15 protein-coding genes are annotated in these 18,776 nt (G+C 55.7%); 8 read left to right on the forward strand and 7 right to left on the reverse strand.

All coding sequences use genetic code 11. From position 1 onward, the window contains the following. Positions 1-93 precede the first annotated feature (93 nt). Entirely contained in the window at positions 94-885 is a 792-nt protein-coding gene (locus tag ACZ5TV_RS12825; RefSeq protein WP_149784125.1) for a hypothetical protein, read from the forward strand. Positions 886-1,667: 782 nt separating this feature from the next. On the opposite strand, the gene ACZ5TV_RS12830 is transcribed toward ACZ5TV_RS12825, so the two are convergent. Both ACZ5TV_RS12830 and ACZ5TV_RS12835 read right to left on the reverse strand, forming a co-directional pair. Continuing rightward, positions 1,668-2,651, reverse strand: coding sequence for a DUF7983 family protein (locus ACZ5TV_RS12830; protein WP_379778280.1), 984 nt, complete (start codon positions 2,649-2,651; stop codon positions 1,668-1,670). Between the two features lie 269 nt (positions 2,652-2,920). Then, a complete protein-coding gene (locus ACZ5TV_RS12835) occupies positions 2,921-4,018 on the reverse strand; it encodes a tetratricopeptide repeat protein (protein ID WP_379778282.1) in 1,098 nt (365 codons plus the stop codon). Between the two features lie 399 nt (positions 4,019-4,417). On the opposite strand from ACZ5TV_RS12835, the gene ACZ5TV_RS12840 reads away from it, so the two are divergent. Genes ACZ5TV_RS12840 through ACZ5TV_RS12855 form a run of 4 tightly spaced genes read left to right on the forward strand, consistent with a single transcriptional unit; the run spans position 4,418 to position 7,060 of the window. Then, on the forward strand, positions 4,418-5,218 hold the full coding sequence (locus ACZ5TV_RS12840; RefSeq protein WP_379778284.1) for an SWIM zinc finger family protein: 801 nt from the start codon (positions 4,418-4,420) through the stop codon (positions 5,216-5,218). Positions 5,219-5,276: 58 nt separating this feature from the next. Then, positions 5,277-5,909 carry a DUF7986 domain-containing protein gene (locus tag ACZ5TV_RS12845; protein WP_379778286.1) on the forward strand — a complete coding sequence of 211 codons (633 nt, stop codon included), beginning with the start codon at positions 5,277-5,279 and terminating at the stop codon, positions 5,907-5,909. A gap of 6 nt (positions 5,910-5,915) precedes the next feature. Further along, entirely contained in the window at positions 5,916-6,695 is a 780-nt protein-coding gene (locus tag ACZ5TV_RS12850) for a hypothetical protein (protein ID WP_379778288.1), read from the forward strand. Next, positions 6,692-7,060: a calcium-binding protein gene (locus ACZ5TV_RS12855; protein ID WP_007997470.1), complete on the forward strand. Its 369-nt coding sequence runs from the start codon at positions 6,692-6,694 to the stop codon at positions 7,058-7,060. The genes ACZ5TV_RS12850 and ACZ5TV_RS12855 overlap by 4 nt, the downstream gene beginning before the upstream one ends. 6 nt (positions 7,061-7,066) lie before the next feature. Here the strand turns inward: ACZ5TV_RS12855 and ACZ5TV_RS12860 are convergent, their stop codons facing one another. Next, positions 7,067-8,416: a DUF790 family protein gene (locus ACZ5TV_RS12860; protein ID WP_007997472.1), complete on the reverse strand. Its 1,350-nt coding sequence runs from the start codon at positions 8,414-8,416 to the stop codon at positions 7,067-7,069. Further along, positions 8,403-9,815: a DEAD/DEAH box helicase gene (locus tag ACZ5TV_RS12865; RefSeq protein ID WP_379778291.1), complete on the reverse strand. Its 1,413-nt coding sequence runs from the start codon at positions 9,813-9,815 to the stop codon at positions 8,403-8,405. Before ACZ5TV_RS12865 ends, ACZ5TV_RS12860 begins: the two co-directional genes overlap by 14 nt. Before the next feature lie 132 nt (positions 9,816-9,947). Here ACZ5TV_RS12865 and ACZ5TV_RS12870 point away from each other — a divergent pair, with 132 nt between their 5' ends. Then, positions 9,948-11,924 carry an SWIM zinc finger family protein gene (locus tag ACZ5TV_RS12870; RefSeq protein ID WP_209486342.1) on the forward strand — a complete coding sequence of 659 codons (1,977 nt, stop codon included), beginning with the start codon at positions 9,948-9,950 and terminating at the stop codon, positions 11,922-11,924. 478 nt (positions 11,925-12,402) lie between these two features. Here the strand turns inward: ACZ5TV_RS12870 and ACZ5TV_RS12875 are convergent, their stop codons facing one another. The 3 genes from ACZ5TV_RS12875 to ACZ5TV_RS12885 all read right to left on the reverse strand — a co-directional run bounded on the left by ACZ5TV_RS12875 (position 12,403) and on the right by ACZ5TV_RS12885 (position 16,470). Then, a complete protein-coding gene (locus ACZ5TV_RS12875) occupies positions 12,403-13,728 on the reverse strand; it encodes a Cdc6/Cdc18 family protein (protein WP_209486343.1) in 1,326 nt (441 codons plus the stop codon). Positions 13,729-15,145: 1,417 nt separating this feature from the next. Further along, positions 15,146-15,340: a hypothetical protein gene (locus tag ACZ5TV_RS12880; RefSeq protein ID WP_245202765.1), complete on the reverse strand. Its 195-nt coding sequence runs from the start codon at positions 15,338-15,340 to the stop codon at positions 15,146-15,148. Positions 15,341-15,369: 29 nt separating this feature from the next. Beyond that, the gene (locus ACZ5TV_RS12885; protein WP_379778295.1) at positions 15,370-16,470 is read right to left on the reverse strand and encodes a restriction endonuclease; all 1,101 of its coding nucleotides are present in this window, start codon (positions 16,468-16,470) and stop codon (positions 15,370-15,372) included. A gap of 653 nt (positions 16,471-17,123) precedes the next feature. Here ACZ5TV_RS12885 and ACZ5TV_RS12890 point away from each other — a divergent pair. Both ACZ5TV_RS12890 and ACZ5TV_RS12895 read left to right on the forward strand, forming a co-directional pair. Then, a complete protein-coding gene (locus tag ACZ5TV_RS12890) occupies positions 17,124-18,509 on the forward strand; it encodes an AlbA family DNA-binding domain-containing protein (protein WP_379778297.1) in 1,386 nt (461 codons plus the stop codon). A 74-nt stretch (positions 18,510-18,583) separates the two neighbouring features. Further along, entirely contained in the window at positions 18,584-18,775 is a 192-nt protein-coding gene (locus tag ACZ5TV_RS12895) for a hypothetical protein (RefSeq protein WP_379778299.1), read from the forward strand. Position 18,776 lies beyond the last annotated feature (1 nt).

Below are 18,776 nucleotides of genomic sequence, written 5' to 3' on the forward strand. Positions count from 1 at the left end.
AGGCCCACCTGGCTGAATACAGCACCAACTGAATCACTAATGGCGCTCCTTCCCTTCCGTACCGAGTCAGACACCTACTCGACGTCTGTGACGATGGACGCGAGCACTGTCGGTGATACGACGGTGACGGCAGCCGTGTATGCCTCCCGGGAGCTCGAACCGGCGATTCTGGAGGCGATCTACGACCACGGGAGTGGCATCGAATTCAAACCGTTCTACAACAAGGCGAACGACTACGAACACGCCGTCCGCCGAGACTTCACCGAAGCCGTCCTGCAGGAATTTCCGGAGCACATCCGTGTGTTCTCCCACCGCCAGAGCCTGGATGGGAACGAGGACACCCAGCAGGTCGAAGCGGTCCACTCCGCGATCCACGTCCACGACATCTTGAACACGGTCGCCGAGCCCCCCGCGGTAATCGTCGATGGGAACGAACAGCAGGCCAAACCGTTCGTCGCCGCACTCGGAGGGCTGCGAGACGATCGCCCGCTGGTGGCTCACTGCCAGAAGTCGGAGTTCTACTACCCGGCGGCACTTCTCGCCGACTTGGTCTCGAACCACCTCGCCCACCGGATTAACAGCACAGACACGATGCCGCGGGCAGGGGAGCTCGTCATCCCGGCCCCACGGGCGAAGCACCATCGTGGCCAGGACTGGGGGCAGGCTATCAGCGCGACCTATCGGAACTCGCCTGAGTACACCCCTCCGACGCTCCCGGCGCTTCGAGGCAACACTGTCCGAGAGCGAGTCAATTGCTGGTACGAGGGTGCCGTCATGCCGCATGAGGGTGTGGACGAGCCGATGTCAGACTCCGTTACGCGGGTGGTCAACGCTCTCCAGCGGAACGGCTACGATGACCTCGCTGAGAAACTCCGAGAGTTGTAACTGCTGAAGTTGGAATAGCGCCATTTCCCGCCCCCACGTCCGTCGAGGGACATGGTCGAACGGGCTCAACACGCTGGCGCGCAGCGCTCACTTACTACTACTACCGGCCGCGGTGATAAACCTTCACCATAACTAATGCGAGACGACGACGGTAACAAATCCACAGTCAGACAGTGATGATCCGATGAAGGCACCCACGTTCTTCGGTGTGGCTTATCTTGGACACGGTTCTGACCGATAGATCTCCAAAACTATACGCCCATTCTATAGATTGCGTATGTCTTGACTCGTGCTAGAGAACTTGACTCTAGTGTTCTTGTCACTCTCAACTGATCACCGTCGTTGCGAGCGAGAGACTCGATAGACGATTCAGGACTTATCGCCACGCTCAAACACGGCGGCAAAGTCGTCAAGAAACTCCTGGGGTGATCGCTCATCACCACGAGACGGGAGGGGTGCTTCCCAACATTCGATCTCGAGTGTGCGCGCATTCGACACCGACTCCGGCTCAGTTACCACATTGAAGATGCCGGTGCGATAGATAGCCAGTAGTCGCTGATCGTGAACACCGACGTGGTCAATACCAGCCCGATTCAGGACTGCTGGAACGTCAGTCGGCCCAGATAGCGAGATAGAGGCGCTTGGAGACGCCGAGTCGCTCATACGGTAGCTTCGTCCATCGCACCGATAAAGACCAGCCTCGAAGAAGGTCCGGATACAGTATCTAGTCAATTCCCGTGGCCGGTCTGTCGTCTCCCAACGGGTACGGGTGTGGGTACCGGCTACCCACCACTTGAACGAGTATGGAAGGATGTCCCGGAATCAAAGCTGGTGAGTTCAGTGATACGCTGCTCCAGTTCTTCGATTTCAGCTTGGAGCTCGGTTGTGTCTTCGTCGGCACCAGCCAACTGGTCTTTGAGCCCTTGGAGACGTGTTTCTTTCATCTCTTCGTCGACGTCTGCTTTCCGAACATACTCGCTTTCCTCGATATCGTACACATCGGATTCAGAGAGTGACGTTACCTCCAACGCATCGTCGAGTTTGCTCGTATCGACGCTCATCACCCGCTCGGGGTCGATCCCCTCCGCCTCCAGTAGCTCAACGACCGTGTCGTCATCTTTGAGTGTTCGATTTTGGCGGACAGTCCGCTGAACGGAGCCGTATTGACCACTCACGGGTTGATCGTGATGGAGGCGGTCAAGCAAGACGCCACGAACCTCTTGCCGAAGGTCGTTGGCATTGCGCTGGACATCTGACAGCAGCGTATAGAGGTTCACAAGCGTCGGCACGTCTAATTCGGTGAGTGACGTCATGTCGTGCTGCTCGAGCGCATCGATCAACAGGAGCGCGTCTGCGTACACCGGGATATCGGGCTCTTCTCGTGGGCCATCGTCGTGTTCGACCGTGTGCGCATCGACAAGTGGCGACGCTGTTGGCGTCTCGCTTTCAGAGAGGGTGCCGTCCCGGTCATCGATAGTGAATCGCGGATGGAGACTCATGACGGTGGCATACGGTTCAGCTCCGGCTGGGAGGCGATCGAGATCGAACGACCCAGTCGCATCGTCAACGCGCTCAAACAGCGTCTCGAACTGCTCCCGCTGGAGCGGGACGGTCTCACTGTCGGCCTGATACTCGATCAGCACTCGGTGTTGCTGGACGTCGGTAATCTGAAACGGTTTCTGAGAGACCGGGGTGAGGAGTGTGGCGTCTGCTGAAAGTTCCTCCACGTTGTCGAGGAGGTTGTCCCACGTCACTCGAAACGACATACTGGCGATTCAGTACTGCGAGACAAAAGTATGCGGGCGTGAGTGATAGCTCTTTCCGTAATTAACCAACAGATAGCGGCAGAAGCGCCAGTCTGTTGGTTAAGATCTCTCGAGCCTAGTGTCACAGCCGACGATAAGTACGGAGTGGGCAGCCCGCCACTATGATCTCTCACAACGTACTTTTCTGAAATGGTGTATAGGAGATCGACGATCTGCTCATGATCGTGGGAGTTTGGAATATCGGCGTAGTATGTGAGTTTCATGACGCTTCAGTCCTCCTGCTTATCGACTGCGCCCCAGTCAGCGAGTCGGCTCTCGACTTCCTTGAGGCGTTCAGTCACCATCGGCGCTCCTTCGAGAGGAGTATCAACTTCAAGCGCCGTTCGGTATAATTCTACAGTCAGTTCTAGCTCTTCAGTCGTTAGCTGTGCCGTGTCATCAAGCCAGTAGCTATCTGCGAGTTTCTTGTACGCATAGGGATCCTCCGGGTACGCTTCGATGAGTGCTTCGAGCTCGGCCCTGCTGTCGGCTATTCTATCCAGTTCCACGAATGAATCGGCGACAAAGTGGTGAAAGTCAAGCAGGAACTCGTCATCAGCGTCCGGGAACTGCTCGCAGACCTCCTGACAGAATTCGAGGCGTTTCTCATGATACGCCGAATTATCCTCAGCCACGCTGGCAAGATCGCTATCAAGCGAGCGAATGAAGGCCTCAAGAGAGAGAAATGCCGGGAGGCGTTGATCTGCTGCTTCGATAGTTGTGAGATCGTCTGGCGTTACAGCGACTGTGTACTCCCAAGCAGTAAGCCATCGGTCACAGGCCTCAACATCGTTTCCCTTCTCTCGGAGGTCGCGTCCCTCCTCTATGAAGTCGTAGATCCGTTCTGTGTTTGGGATATCCGGTATCCAGCGCTTCCAGAGTACCTGTGCCGCCATCCAAATAAAGTCTTGATCGTAGCCTGTGGCATCAACCTCGTATTCGGCTTCCCACTGCTCAGAGAGCGCAGTCGCCGAATTGTGGTTTTCCACCCGCTTCTGAAACGCAGTCTCGTTCGTTTCGATACCGTGGTCTGCGAGTTTCACGGTGATCTCGTCCGTAGAGAGGGCTTTGACGTCGCTGAGTTCCCACGCATCAGCAGGATAGATACCGTTTGATGTATCGTCTGTTTGTTGCTCACGTTGGATGGGTTGGCTGGCATCCGCGTCTGTGTCGTTGCCACTCTCATCTACGCCGTGTTCCTCACCGTATTGCTCGACACGTTTCCGGTCAATCCGGCTCAGTTCGTCACGTTCGTGGGCCTCATAGAGATGTTCACGGAGCGCAGCCTCTTTCTCGAAGGTTTGTTCGCAGTAGTGACAGTCGCTCATTAATCGAGAGCTATACATACGGGTGGAAAAAGTACCAGGTCTCAACAGGATATTCGTGACGAACAACCAGATAACTTGAGCTGTCGGCTCCATCAAAGGGCCGACCTTACCAAGTGATTCGAACACTTTCGCGCTAATCGCTTGGTAAGCCAAGGAACATAGTACAAGATCGCAACACAGAATTCGTCGTGTATCTCGAAGGAGGACGCCGGCGCTAGTCTTGGGGGTAGACGATCTTGTGCGCCGCATTCTCAACGATATTCGCTTTCGGTTATGTTATATCGCACCTCTATTGAGCAAAGTCGGCCCTAAAGGGTCACCGAGAGTGAGATACACGTTTGGCTGATGTGCTGTTCACCTAGCCGAAATTAGATTAGACTCGTCTGCGAACGATGGAACATGAGGGTCGACGAGGAAACCATCCGAAATCGGAGCACGGACGCCGTGTTCGATCGGGGTGAAACGTACCGCAAGGAGGGACGTATCCAACAGCTTGACCGGTTCGAAAACCTCGTTACCGCGGCTGTCAGCGGGTCGAAACTGTACGACGTGACGATAAAGTTCGGTGGGCGCAGTCTCGATACGAAGTGCACCTGTCCGTACGACGGGAGCGGCGACTGCAAACACGTTGTCGCCGTGTTGCTGGATATCGCTGCTGGTCCGCCGGAAGACGAGAGCAAAGGCGTCGAGGAAGTTCTCGACGACGTGTCGGCCGACGACTTGCGTGGGTTCGTCCGTGACGTACTCGCCGAACACGCAGAGTTTCGCGAGCGGTTTCTCGCACTGTTCGGCGACGATCACAAGTCAGTTGAGGAGTATCGCGAGGAGATAGCACAACTGTTCGAACAACATGCTGACCCGGTCGTGTTCGAGGCAATCGATTTCTCCCGGTTTTTCGATATCGCCGAGCAGTACCGCGATCGGGACCGGAATCTGGCCGCTGCGACGGTGTATCAGGCCATATTCGAGGAAGTCGATGAGAAATCGAACTGGATCGACGGGGCCTACAACCACTACGCGAAAACCATCCAGACCGCACTCGACGGATACGCCGACTGCGTCCTCGCGACCGATCCGACTCCCGAAGAGTTCGACACGTACGCTGGCGTGCTGGAGAGGCGAGCGACGACAGAGCCACCGATCAACGACGAGCAGTTCTGGCGTGCACTCGACGATCTGGAGGAACGATACGAACAGTGATGGCGTCGAACTCTCGGCATCGGAAAATATTGATATCGCCCTGATATACCGTCTCGTAATGACTGACATCGACCAGTACAAGACCTATCGGGAAGTCGGGACGCAATTGAACAGCGACATCATGGAGGCGTACTCCGACCGCGAGCTGATCGTCGAATCCGCATCGGAACTGGACATCGGATTTGACGGACTGAACCTGGCCTACGAGTTCGAGTCCCAGATGGTGGCTCACTTCGAGTTCGCACTGTACGAATACCGCCGGGACAAGACCACCACGGCGGAACGCTACCTCGAAGCGGAGCGCTGGGAGAGTAAAACCGAACGGGACATTCTCGAAGCCACAGTCGACGCTGACCTCTCCCTGTTCGAGGTCGAATCCATCAGGGAGTCAGAGCCCCGTTTGACGGTAACCGACTTGTTGAACGACCGCGAAGAACTCACGCTTTTGGACGTCAACCTCAGCCGAACCGCAGAGCCGGGGGTCGTGCTGTTTTTCAGACCCGTTCGCTACGACGAGTTCACAACGACCTCGGGTGTCTCGTTTCCGTTCCCCGGCGAGGAGAAGGGCCAACTGCTGGACGAGCACGGCCGCAAGATAGATCCTGACGCGTCGAAATCGGTTTCCCGGCAGCGGTTCGTCACGTTCCACGACTTGTATCGTGACCACGGCATCCACATTCAGTACCGGTGATCAACAATGAGCGAGCCAGCAGACCGATTCGTCATCGAGATCGGAATCGGAACGGTCGCGCATATCATCGATATGGACGCCGGCCAAGACGGAACGGACTCTCGCTTCTCACTCGGAGTCAGTGGTCCCGGCGAGAAGATGTGTAGTCGAGGGAACCGCCATCCAGGAGACAAACGAGTCCCATTTGCGGAGTTTGCCTCCCACCACGATATCAATAAAACGGACTTCGAGGGCGACGCACCGGACGAAATCTGCTCGTATTGCTGGTCGAATACACGCGGCGCACTGGCGGACGAACAGGAGCGGGCTGACAACAACGTCTCCGAGAAGATCGGATCCGTCGGGTATCGGCTCCGGTGGAAGCAGAAGGGTCGAGCGCGAGACGAGTGGTACGATATCGTCGTCAGACCCGAGACGACGATGGCAGACCTGGACAGACTCGTGTGTCGGTTCACCACGCTCGATGACTTCCACCTCCGGATGTACGGGCTCGAAGGCGAGTACTTAGACTCCAGCCTCAGAGTGCTTCCCAACCACCAGTACGAGGAAGCGGGTGACCGGACGTATACGAGAGCGAGCGAAATGACGATTACGGACGTCGCCGAACGGGCCCGACTCGGTGAGGGCGACAGACTCAGTCTGGTCTATGACTTCGGGACGCCCTCGCACTACTACTGCATCGTCAAGGAGGTCTACGAACCAGACAGACTTGACGAGGTGCTCGACGGCGACAACGCGATCACGTCGACCGGTACGGCTGCGATCGTCACGGAGAAGCGACCGTGACACAGGAGACAAACAAAGAGCGGAACAAACGCATTCGGAGGGAGATACTGACCGACGCCTACACCGCGAGTGAGCGGGCGATTAGCTGGTGCTACTACCTCGAATGCGAGATGACGTTCCCCTTCCAGGCGCGGTGTGTCGAAGAGAGAGGGATCTCACCGCTACGCGAGGTCGAAAAAGTGCCTGTCGTTGGGATGACGGACGAAGTCGTCAGTAGTCGTGAGATGTTCGTCCTCGTTGAGTGGATGGACAGAGAGTTCGGTGTCCCGTTATCACAACTCGAAGTGCTCGACGTCGATCAGGACACTCGGGACGCAGTCGACGACTGGCACTACTGGAACGGCGACGGCGACCGATTGGGCTGAGTGCGATCAGTCGCGCCCTGTTTCGACGGGCGAGGCGTACTCCTCGGCCAGTTCGACCACGTCGTAGACGTGCATTCCGGTTTTGAACCATAGCACGCGATCCGCGGAGTCTCCGAAGTCCTCGTCGGAACAGTCTAGTCGCTCCGAGACGGCTAACACGAAGTTATCGGCCTCAATCTGCCGAATCTTCGCCAGTTTGGATGTCAGATACTCCGGCGTCCAGAATCCGATGATCTCCATGATTGCTCGCCGCCCATCGGGATGTTCGATGGCGAAATCGGGGATCATCACTTCGGAACCGAGGTCGAAGACATCGTCTTCGCGCTGGAGGTCCCATTCGGTAGTCGCCCGTTCCCACTTCCGTGTAAGCGTTCGCTCGACGTCGCTGTCGAACCGCTGACCGGTGCTGTAATGAGAGACGAGACCATCAGTGTGATCGAGTGTGAACTGTTTGGTGTCACCGGCCGACCCCTCGTCGAGAATCTCTGCGCGCATCTCCCAGCGGTCGCACAGAGGGAGCGCGGGCAGGAAGTTCGCCATCCGGATGCCGTACTTCTGTGATTTGCGAAACAGCGAGACTGGCCCGTCGAGTTCCACCTCGTAGCCCGCTGCCAGATCAGTGCTCGCGACGCGGGTCCCGTCCTGGTCGATGGGATAGATCCGGTGCATCAACCCGAACAGCTTCATATAGCTGAACACCGTTCCGAAGTTGTCCCACACCCGGATGTACATCTTTGGGGCGTCGTAGAGCACGGCCTGTGCCAGTGCCAGATTGTAGCGAGCTAGCAGCCAATCGACTGTCTGCTCGTGCTGGTCGTACGTCTGCTTGCTATTCCCCGTTAGTTTCGTGGTCGCTGTACTCTCGCTCTCGTCGGCGTCTTCGACTATCGACTGGTCGCCGAACCGAACCAGCCGCTTGTTGTCCTCCAGATCCGCGTACATACCCCGGTAACACTCCTCGAGTGAGATTCCAAACTCGTCGGCGACCGTACTGTAGATCTCCAGCTTCTGTGTGTCTTCGCCGAGCGTTGGCTGGCGAACGATCGGGTAGCGATCGTTGGCTCGCTCGAACAGTCGCTTCCGGATCTCACGCGGATTGGCAGCCGCCTGTTGCTCGAACTCACACTCGTCTCTGAGGAGTTTCGCCAACCCCTGGACGATCTTGTAGTCGGTATCGGCCACGGTCAGTTCGTCGATCGCATCGTCGAGTTCGCCTTTTGGTTCACCGAGATGGTCCTCAAACAGCGCGATCAACGTGGCTGCTGTCTCTCGATACCGCTCGTCGGAGATATCGATAAACAGCGGGCGGACTTCGCCATCGCGTGTTCGCGACCGGGCGAGGTCAGCTGTCAGCACTACTACTCACTCCCTCACGTCGTCGCTGTGAGACGTACGTCTCCATCGTATTGGTCGCGATAATCTCGTAGAGCCGTGCTGGCTGGCGGTCGTCGGTCGGGCGGAGGATGCGGCCGAGTCGTTGGGCGTACTGTCGTTTCGATGCGCTCCCGGAAAGGATGATGCCCACGTTGGCCGCTGGCACGTCGATCCCCTCGTCGAGCACCTGTGAGGTGGCCAGCATCGAGTACTCGCCGCTCCGGAATCGTTCGAGAATCTCGGTGCGTTCGTCGGTGCCGGTCTGGTGTGTGATACACGGGAGGATGAACTCTTGGGAGATATCATAGGCGAAGTCGTTGTTCGCAGTGAAGATGATGACGCGGTCGTCATGGTGGCGTTTGAGAAGATTATCGAGTGTATCGAGTTTCTTTGTCGCTGTCCGCGCGATACGCTCTGCCCGCTGCTTTGCGACGAGCGCGCGTCGTCCCTGTGGGTCGTAGGACGTGCGTTTAAGAAACTCGGCGTACCCCTGTTCTTTCCAGAGATCGAAGTCGTGACTGTCGACATAATCTCGGTAGATCTGGTACTCATCGTCGTATTCAGTCCGGTCCTCAGGTGTGAGGTCGACAGACATCTGGATGGTTTCGTACTCGCTGAGGAACTCACCGGCGAGGGCGTCGACATCTTCCTCGTAGACGACCGGCCCCATACGGTCTTCGAGTAGCGTCTCTCGTCCGTCGGCGCGTTCGTAGGTCGCAGTCAACCCGAGGCGATAGGGTGCAAGCGTCATTTCGGGAATCTGGAGGTACGTCTCGGCCGCCAAATGGTGGGTTTCGTCGGTGATGAGCAAGCCGAACCGGTCGCCGTACTCGTCGATATAGCGATAGGCGCTGTCGTAGGTAGTGACTGTGAGCGCGCCGATATCGTGACTCCCTCCACCGAGGACGCCGACCTCATCGGTGAGTTGCTCACCGAACGCGTTGGTGAGCGTGGCGTGCCACTGGTTCATCAGATCGATGGTCGGGGTAACGACGAGTGCGCTGACACCGGCGTCGGCGATGGCCTGCAATCCGAGGAACGTCTTCCCGCTGCCGGTCGGGAGGACGACCGTCCCCTTCCGGTCGTGTGTACGCCACGAGTCGAGTGCGGCCTGCTGATACTCACGCGGTTCGATCTGGAGTGCAGGTGTCAGTGCGAGGTCCGGGTACGCTCTGGCAGCGTCTTCGACATCGTGACTGAATCCACTATTGATGGTAGCCTGTCCATCGCCATCGTTCCACTGTCCGGCCCACTCGAGGAGTGCCCGGTACCGATGCGCCTGGGCGCGATACGTATCGACGCGGTCGTCCCACTCTGCGTGTGGAACCTCCTCAGGCGCATCGTAGAGCAAGAGCGTTCCCTCGTCGAATTCGATCCGCATTCGGTACGTGAACGCACGACCGTCGGACGATTCAATCTGTCGGGCGCTAGCTGAGTGACAAAGCACCAACGCACGTCAGTGATAGCACAGCGTCACGTTTTGGGGACGTACCATAGTATACAGACACAAAACATGGACTACCCGACTCGGGATGAAATACGATCGCTCTGTACCGAACAGTCCTTCGAGCGCGGTGTCAATTATCACCACCAAGATCGGGTGCAGGAGCTGGATATCGATGGCGACGAGATCAGAGCAACTGTTCGGGGATCCAACTACTACGATGTCACTATCGATCTCGTGGACGATGCGGTCCGGTCTCGTTGCAGTTGTCCGTACAACTACGCGGGCGACTGCAAACACGTCGTCGCGGTCTTGCTCACCGTAGACGACCGAGACACCGAGACGGTGAGCGATCCCGAATGGGACGAGACGGTCGATGTCGAATCGCTGATCGAACAGACGACCGTCGAGGACCTCCGAGCGTTTCTGCGTGACATCGTTGGGGAGGATCAAGATATCCGCGATCGATTCGTCGCGTTCGTCGGCGAAGACCCGGACAAGACTGTCTACGACTACAAACAGGAGATCGATCGTCTGTTCGACGACGCTGTCAGCCGCCGGGGAATGGTCGAACACGACACGCACATCGACTTCTCGCAATACACCGACCTCGCGGAGACACATAGAGAGCGAGGCCACGTCGATACGGCGACAGATGTCTACCGAGCGATTGCCGAGGCAATACGGGAGAATCTGGACCGGGTCGACGACAGCAGCGGGTACTACGGCCGCGAGTTGGAACGCGCTATCGAGTCATATACAGAGACGCTCGCGGAACAGGAGTTCGACCACGAGCGAAAGCAGCCGTATATCCAGTATATCTGTGCGGAGTTCATCGGGGCAGACCACGGGTTCGCCAGCGACTACTACGACGACGCACTCCGAACGCTCTGCACGACGGACGACGATCTCGAATACTGGCTGGAGCAACTCGATGCACACGTGTCCGGTGTCACGCTCGACGCAGTACTGTCGGGAAAGTCACTCTCGAAAGCGGACGACCGACGAGATGAAACTGAAGACAGCGTCGATACATCCGACGGATCAGCGAGAGACGACGATTTCACAGACAATCCCGAGCGGACGGACGACGTTCTCTACGTATCCGATTTTACTGACGGACCGCTCAGTACCGACGAGTTCACCGGTGGAGCAATAGATGTCGAACACTTGGCCGTCGGGACACTGGAACTCGAGTACTTCGTCGGTGACGCGTTCGAGAAGTTACGCATCGATGAACCGACGACCGTCGAGAGACACACCGCTAGCGTTGAACCGACCGAATCAGGAACGACCGACACGAAGATGTCGTCGTCACTCCAGAAGCGTCGGATATTTTCGACCTACGTTTACATCCTCGAAGAACTCGGCGACGAAGACGCCCTCTCGCAACTCTACGAGGAAATCCACCTTGAGAGCAAACGATTCTGCAAAGAGTACGCCCGACGACTGATCGACGAGGGCAACGAAGACCGTGCGATCGAAGTCGTCGAAGGTGGTATCCATACGTTCCGATCGCCTCGTAACCTTCGCTGGCTCGCTGCCGACCTCTACGAGGACCGGGATATGGACGAGTACCGTACCACGCTGAAACAGTTGTTTCTCGATCATATGGAGTGGGCAGCGTACGATGACCTGAACTCGGTCTGTGACGATCAGGAGTGGCAGTCGATCTACGAGGAATTCGAACGGCATTTCGAACGGGACGATAGGAAGGACCTCGTCGCACTGTACGTCCACGACGACGACCTCGAAAAGGCGTTCGTCGAACTGAAAGAGAACGCAGACCTCTCGTCAGTTCGCCAGTACCGTGATCCAGTCGCGACCACTGCGCCGGCCGAGTATTTCGAGCTCTACCGGGAACTGCTCGTCCCGTTTGCCGCCGGCGACACCGGTCGACGACACTACCGAGACATCGCCGACCACTTAGAGGAGATGCAGGGGTTGGTCCCCAAAGCGCGGTTCGAGGAGTTCGTCGGTTTCCTGAAAGACAAGCACTCGAACCGGCCAGCGTTTCTCGACGAACTGAAGAAGGCCGGGTTTTGAGCAATTCCGTGCTGTTCGCTGAACGTTCACCCGTGATACTGAGCCCAGCCCTGATCGATAGTCAAAATCAGAGAGACAGGATTCCAACAACGATCTTTCGGGATACGCGCGAACAGCGCCCGTGGACGATACCCTCTCGGTCGAGACGCGGGACGTGACACTCTCGACCGGAGACTACGCCATCCCGGCCGATTATACACATAATGGTAAACACCCATCAGCCACAGTTCGCGGTCGAATGCAAGTCCGGGCAGGACTTCCTCACCGCACGATTGAGATGGAAATACGCTCAGCACTTTCGGAGATTTCACGCGAGGCAGACAGTCCCACGCCACACGTGTTATCAGGAAGAATTCACGAAATGGTGGGGTGTCCTCAGAAGAGCAGAGGAGGTCGCTGGGTATCCTGAAATTGCTGAAACGGTGGGGGGTGTTGTAGAGAGATGAACACGGAGTCGAAAATCACCCCAACAACAAGACTACGCGTTCGGTCGATCAGCACTGATATGTTCGAAATCGATATCTGCGAACCGAGCCGTATCCTTGAGAACTTCGACAGCGATCTCGGTATCGACCTGGAGCTGGTACTCCCAAGCAGGACCACCGATCGAACCCGCGGTCACCTTTTCGCCTTCGGCGATACCTTGCATGTCGAGTTCACGGAGATGGTCTTTGAAGCGTCGCTGACCGAGTTTGTCGGCATCAATTCGTGAGGCGACACTCTTGTACACGCCGTAGATCGGTTGAGCTCGGACAGGAGCATCCCCGGAAATTTCCAGGGCAGTGAGCGCGGCAAGGGCAAGATGAGCTTGTGTCGTCATTTCACGCATAGCCTCGACGACGGCTTCTCGTTCAACGAGCGCCTGAGCTTCACGAGCGTGCTCTGCACTAACTTGGTTGTCACCGTGTTTATCCGCCAATTCGCCGGCTTTGCGGAGATATTTGATTGCTTGGCGAGCGTCGCCCGTATCTTGTGCCGAAAGTGCAGCGACGAGTGGGATCACATCATCCGTCAGTACACCACTCCGAAACAGATACTCCTGCCCGGATTGGTCGATTTCGACGACAGTTCCCTCCGAAACTCCATCGGCGTCGACTTCGTTGATCGGAGTCAGTTCGGTATCGCGGAACGCCTTCGCTGCGCGCCGGCGGAGGATCTGCTGGAGCTGCGTCGCATCATACGGTGAGAATAGGACGGAATCGTCGTAGAGCGAACTCTTCACTTTCGGACTGAGATTATCCCGCCACTGGAGGTCGTTACTGATGCCGATGATGCTGGGGAAGACGTGGTCCTCAACGTAATCCTGCGCTCGAGCTCGGGGGAGACTGTAGAGAATCCGGTCGTCGTCTCCGAGCGTATCGATTTCGTCGAGGACGATGATGATCGTGCCACCGATCTCGTTCATCGCCTCGAACATCATGTCCATCACGACGTCGGTTGCGTAACCAGTCGGCCGGCTGTTGCCGGTGAGTTCCTGGTAGATACGGGAAGCGGCCTTGTATGACGTTGAGAGATCATGTGATTCACAGGAGACATATGCCGTCGTGAGGTCCAGATGATCGGATTCTTCCTCGGCATGAGCCTGCAGTTCGGAGAGTTTGGCTTTCGCAGCGGCAGTTTTTCCTTGACCGGCCTTCCCGTGGAGGAACACGTTGTTGGCACCGACTCCGCGAGCCGCGGGAGCTAGTGACATATGAAGATCTTCCATCTCGTCAGTTCGTTCGGGGAGATTGTCGGGATGGTATTCCTCACGAAGGACCTCTTCTCGTTGGAAAATAGGCGAGGTATTCGAGAACTGGGTCATATGCGGAATCATCTGAGCAAGAGATAATAAAACCCCGGTTACAGCAATGTCTAGAATGTCGTCAACTAGAGGCTCTAAACGAAATAGACAGACCACACCCCCACCACCGTTTCAGCAATTCTCGTGCGAAAGAGTAGGAACGATCAATCCTGACGGAAACACACGTTATACTACGAAGACACGGTTCTCAACCACTGTTACCTCTATTTTAGTCGGATTAAAGACACAGCGACTCTTATTATATTATATATTCTTTTCCTTTAGTAGTAGTAAGTGTAGTAGTAAGAGAGTAGATAGAGCAGTTACAACAAGTATAACAACCTACATTTGAAGGGTTTATAAGAGAAATAACTCTGGCGGGACTCGTCTTCGTATTCGACCCGATATCTAATTCGGGTGAATTGATGAAACAGTGGTGGGGGTCCCAACGGCATCCGTTACTTCGATTTAACTGTTCATCCGGGAATGTCATGTTTACTTCCTCCGACGAGTTCTTAAGAGACGTGTGTGGTCTCTATTCTTCCGAGGTAGTGTTTCTCAGGTCTCCAAAATCGAGTGTTAACTACTTTACTGTTTTGAGTAACGCACTCACTCGAACTCTAGGGAATAGTGTTCGTCCAGCTGAATTAATTCCTGAAACACTGGTGGGTGTCAGGCGGATTTATATGAGTTAGCGTATCTCTTGCCCCGGAACCGAATTCGTGAATCTACTCTCTCCAGATATGTTTATGACTCTCATTCTCCGATACTCTCGCTAAATTCGTGAAACAGTGGTGGGTGTGTCTCCGATAGCGGTTGCTCAGACTCTTACCAAACGCTGAGAGCAGTTTTGTTCGCGACCGCGTCGGTGGTTACACTCGAACGGATAGTGTGAGAGAGCGGCTGGATCTCAGCGTCGATCTACTGGTGTACAGTTTGAAATACTCGAAGTGCCGGTGTGGGGACGTAGGCGATCAACCTCTTCCAGCACACCCACTACGACCCGCACTCCTCTTGCCAATCACAGCGACTGGCAGCACCGACTCTGTAGTGTGAAACCAGATCGCCGCCCAAGAGAAACGTGTACCCGACAAGTGTATGATCGAGGTAATATCCGACGTTCGGTAGTTAGACAGCAGGATGCTGTGATTAACCAACAAAGATAGCAAAACCCGAAGTATGTTGGTTAAGATCGCTCACTCTCATGGAAAACTGCTGGAAAGACCCATCGCTAATGGAGTCTGTTGTTTCACTTGAAGCAGTGGTGTGTGGGCTCAATAACTGGTATAGATCGCGTCTAACTCTCCACCGTTTCCGCAGCTTTTGTTGACGAGTGATCGCGGGAATCCGCACACCACCATTTCCGAAGCTATTCACGAGAGAACAAGGGGACTACGAAAGAGGCGACGTAATCAGGATGAGGCCGGATCGCCCCAATCTACTCCTCCCTTCCCGGTGGTTGGACGATATCTCCAAGAGATCGAACCAACTCTATCCCGTTCTCGTAGTTAGTCGTCACCCGATACCCTTCTTCATCCTGCTCAACGGCCCCTACGCTGGGATGCGCGAGCAGTTGGAGGGCGGATCGAATCTCTTCGGTGGTTGGGATATCGTTCGAGTCCTCCATGCCCACGACGATCCACCGGACGTCCTCCGCTGTCTCTACGGCTCCGTCGGCACGCTCGAGAGCTCGGATGACCGCAAGCAGGGTTTCTCCAGCATCGATCCGGTCCTGGATGTACTGAGGAGGTCGAGTCTGTCGTCCTGGAAGGCTCCTGAGCGTGTCAAGAGGGCCAATATCTCCTCGTGTGGGACGGCATACTCGTCCCGGTGATCGAGCAGCTCGACGATGTCGTCAACGGCGATGGTCGTTAGCTCGGTCGTTTCGGCGTTATCGATCACCTTCGGAGCAAAGCCTGGGGCGACCACGATGGCGTGATCAGCCCCACGCTGGCGCCGGTGTTTGTCCACGTTGGTGACCTCTAGAAAGTTGACTCGCCCGTTCCCTCGGGCCTTCACTTCGACAACGACGTGTTCGGGGGATCGGATCTCCACGTCGGTATCACCCCCTCCTTCGATCCAGTCGGCGGCACAGCCCAGCCGAGAGAAAGCCTTCGCAACGAGTTTCTCGAACTCCTCGTGGGCGTTCTCGTCCGTGCTGGCCGCCCGGAGCTGGTCGGCGAGGTCGGGAGTTGGTCCGTCGTCTTCATCGTCGACGGGGTGAACACGTTCGCCGGCATCGGTCAGGTCAGCAATGGCGGTCTCGACGGATTCCTCGCCAGAGAGTTGGTTGAGGCGCTTGTCGGCGACTCGGGTAAATCCCTGCGGGCGGTAGGTCTCGTCGTAGCCAACGAGTTCGTTGAATTTCTCAATGTCGACGTCAACTTCCTCAATATCGGTGAGGAAGGTCATGTACTCCCAGGGGCTTTCCTCGTTCCAACGACCGTGTTCAACGTTCTCTCTCCAGAGGTACTCCGCAAGGTCAGGGTCGTGTCGGAGTTGGAGTACCTGGCCTCTCGCGACGAAGGCGCCATCGTGGTAGACGAGCGCGATGTCGTTGCGTTCGACGTTACGCCACGTCCCATCTACTGAGGTCCCCCAGACGTGGACGAGATCGTCGTCAGATGTCGTCCGAAACAGTTCGAGATCCTCGTCATTGAGGTAGGACTCAATATCCTCAATTGGGTGCCCATCTCGGATGAACTGTTTGTAGTCCTCAAACGCGTCGTCGCGACCAGCGGGGAGGATCACGATTCCGGTCATGCTTGAGTGGAAATCATCCGTGGGAAGCAAATAATTGGCTACAACTCCATTGACTCTGTTGAAATCCTAAGGAGCTGATAGGATTGGTGTGCGAGATACAGAGGATGAGTCGGTCACCACGCTCTACAGTCTCTCTGCCCGGATGCGAGGGAGTTGACGAATAATAATCCAGTTAACGGAGGATTAAGTTAATTGGTACACAATCGGCTGATTATGGAGGATACACCTGATTGGGAATTACCCTTTTGTGCGATCTGTGGAAACGGATTTAGCCCTCAGACAGATCAGGTATGGGTCAACGCTGAACTCAATCGCACCGACGGTGAAGACGCAGCAGACGAGTATGTGCTTCATCCTAATTGCTGGGACCGACTTACCAAGGGGTGGATAGATCCTCCGTGAGTCGCACAATAAAACACAACCGGTCTGTTCGGCTTACACGTCACTTTTTCTCAATTCTCTAGCTTTGATTACGGGAGAATCGCGCTGTGTATTCACCAGCCCCGCTAAAACCTGTCACCGCTTGAGAATTCCAACAGAGCCTGCTTTCTTTCTATTTGGGTGGTTGGTTTTAGCTACGCACTCTTCCATGGTTGAGACCCCCCGAGTTACACAGACTATATGATGATCAAGATTTGTTTGTTACATAAGAGATGCTTAGAGAGGAAGTCGAACAGCTGGCCGGTGAACTTACCGGCGACGAACACACTTGGGTTGACCTGAAACGTCACTATCCTATCGACGAGGACCGTGGAAACGAAAAGAAAGCGGATTTTGTCAAGGATATCGCTGCGATGGCTAACACAGTCACTCTACAGCCAGATTACAGCCTTCGCTTCCTAAACGAGGATGAACGTTACATTCTAATCGGTGTAGATGACTCCGGAGACATAGTCGGAACCACGGAAGACCTCAGTGGATATTCCAGTCTATTGGAAGTCGATACATCCACGCCTCAGAACACGCTGGCAGATTACCTGACACCGACTCCTGACGTCGAGATTCACAAGTACGACGATACGGAGCCGTTCCTCTGCCTTATCGTCGTCGAAGCCTACGATTCACCTCCGGTCACTATCAGCCGGGAGTTAGGGTCTGAACTGTCGCGGGGAGACGTCTATATTCGAGATGGGGACAGAAACCGTCCGGCCCGACGGGAGGACTACCAAGATTTCGTCCAGTTCCACCTAGAAAAAGAGCGTGACTACATCACGGATGGGATCCAGCAGGTGGTCGGAATGAATATTGACTACCTCAGGGATCTGGGCGAGGTTCGAGAAGTCGATGCGGAAGATGATGACAACGTGATTCCTGTGAGTCCCGGCGAGGACGGACCAGATATCCAGTCTTCTTTGATCGATCCTATCGAACTTGACAGCGTATCCCGGGAATTGAACGCGGACGTGACCAAATGGAGGCGTAGAGACCGACACTGCTGTAGCGAAGAAAGTCTGTACGACTACTACCTCAACACAGCCCAATTAGATTTAGCTGAGGAGCAGTTGGCCTTCCTTGTCCAGAGTTCGTGGAACAACGGACATCTCGGCTCGTTCTGGGTGTGGAAGATGGAGTCAAAGGATCCGCTTCTCCATGCGATCGAGAACACGAACATCCGTTCAATGGAGAGCAACCACACGCTCTACTTGGGCCAGCTCTTGGCCTGTCTCGGTTCAGAGGATACGACAGAGCAACTCGTAGACTACACCAAAATGAACGACCATTCCTACAGAGGTCACGGGTCGATCGTCCTCCGTTGTGCAGAGGAGTCGGAACCCGATCACGCTTTGAGGTCGACAGGTACTACGGCCGCAAACAGTTTCGAGACGCCGGATTGGACCTTGTCGACGATGGATCCTGTAGAACTGATAGAGGTAATCGAGACGGTCTGTTCTGAGCTTCGCTCGGTTATTATCGAATCCCCAGAAGCCAGTCCATCTGGTTTGAAAGGTTGGATGAGGAATGCTGAGACATATCTGGCATATCAGGATGATATGAGGGATGACCTGGATGAAAGGATCCGGTCGAACTTCGAGGCTTAGCTGAGAGTGATCATTGGAATGGTTAGTCGAAGAAAAGTCTATACGGCTACCCGTATTCGACCGTGTCATACGTGATGACCCGCAAACAAGTCGGGCGAAACGCCGGGAACTCGGGGCGGATCAACGTCTCCGGTTCCGAACTCGACAAACTCGGTCTCGAGATCGGTGACGCGGTTGACGTCGAAGTCGCCGACGCGAGCGCCGTAGCGCATGCCCTTATCGACAGCAAGGATTCGGACGAATTTCTCATTGTAACCCCTGCCTGAC

This window comes from Halorubrum tibetense, from assembly GCF_055396225.1.